The following is a 247-nucleotide window of genomic DNA, read 5'->3' as shown; positions in this document are numbered from 1 at the left end:
GCGGCGACGAGCACGCAGGTGACGTCTTCGCCTGATCCGTCGGTGGTGGGTGAGCCGGTGGTGTTCACCGCGACGGTGGCTCCGGTGGTGCCGGGTGCGGGCAGCCCGACCGGGACTGTCACCTTCACGTTTGGTGATGGGAGCCCGGCGGAGACGGTGGCGTTGGTGGGTGGGGTGGCTACGGCCACGCACGCCTACGCTTCCACGGCGGGTAGTCCGTATGGCGTCACTGCCGTCTACAGCGGGG

1 protein-coding gene is annotated in these 247 nt (G+C 70.0%); it reads left to right on the top strand.

Translation table 11 applies throughout. The annotated features are described in order from the left end of the window. Positions 1 to 18: 18 nt before the first annotated feature. Positions 19 to 247 (top strand): Ig-like domain repeat protein (locus tag HYE82_RS39620; RefSeq protein WP_369009829.1); only part of this gene is annotated, 229 nt, incomplete at its 3' end.

Origin of the sequence: Streptomyces sp. BR123 (assembly GCF_013401435.1) — a bacterium.
Taxonomy (GTDB): Bacteria; Actinomycetota; Actinomycetes; order Streptomycetales; family Streptomycetaceae; genus Streptomyces.
Note: the sequence above shows the minus strand (reverse complement) of the source record. Positions and strands in the feature narration are given on the sequence as shown.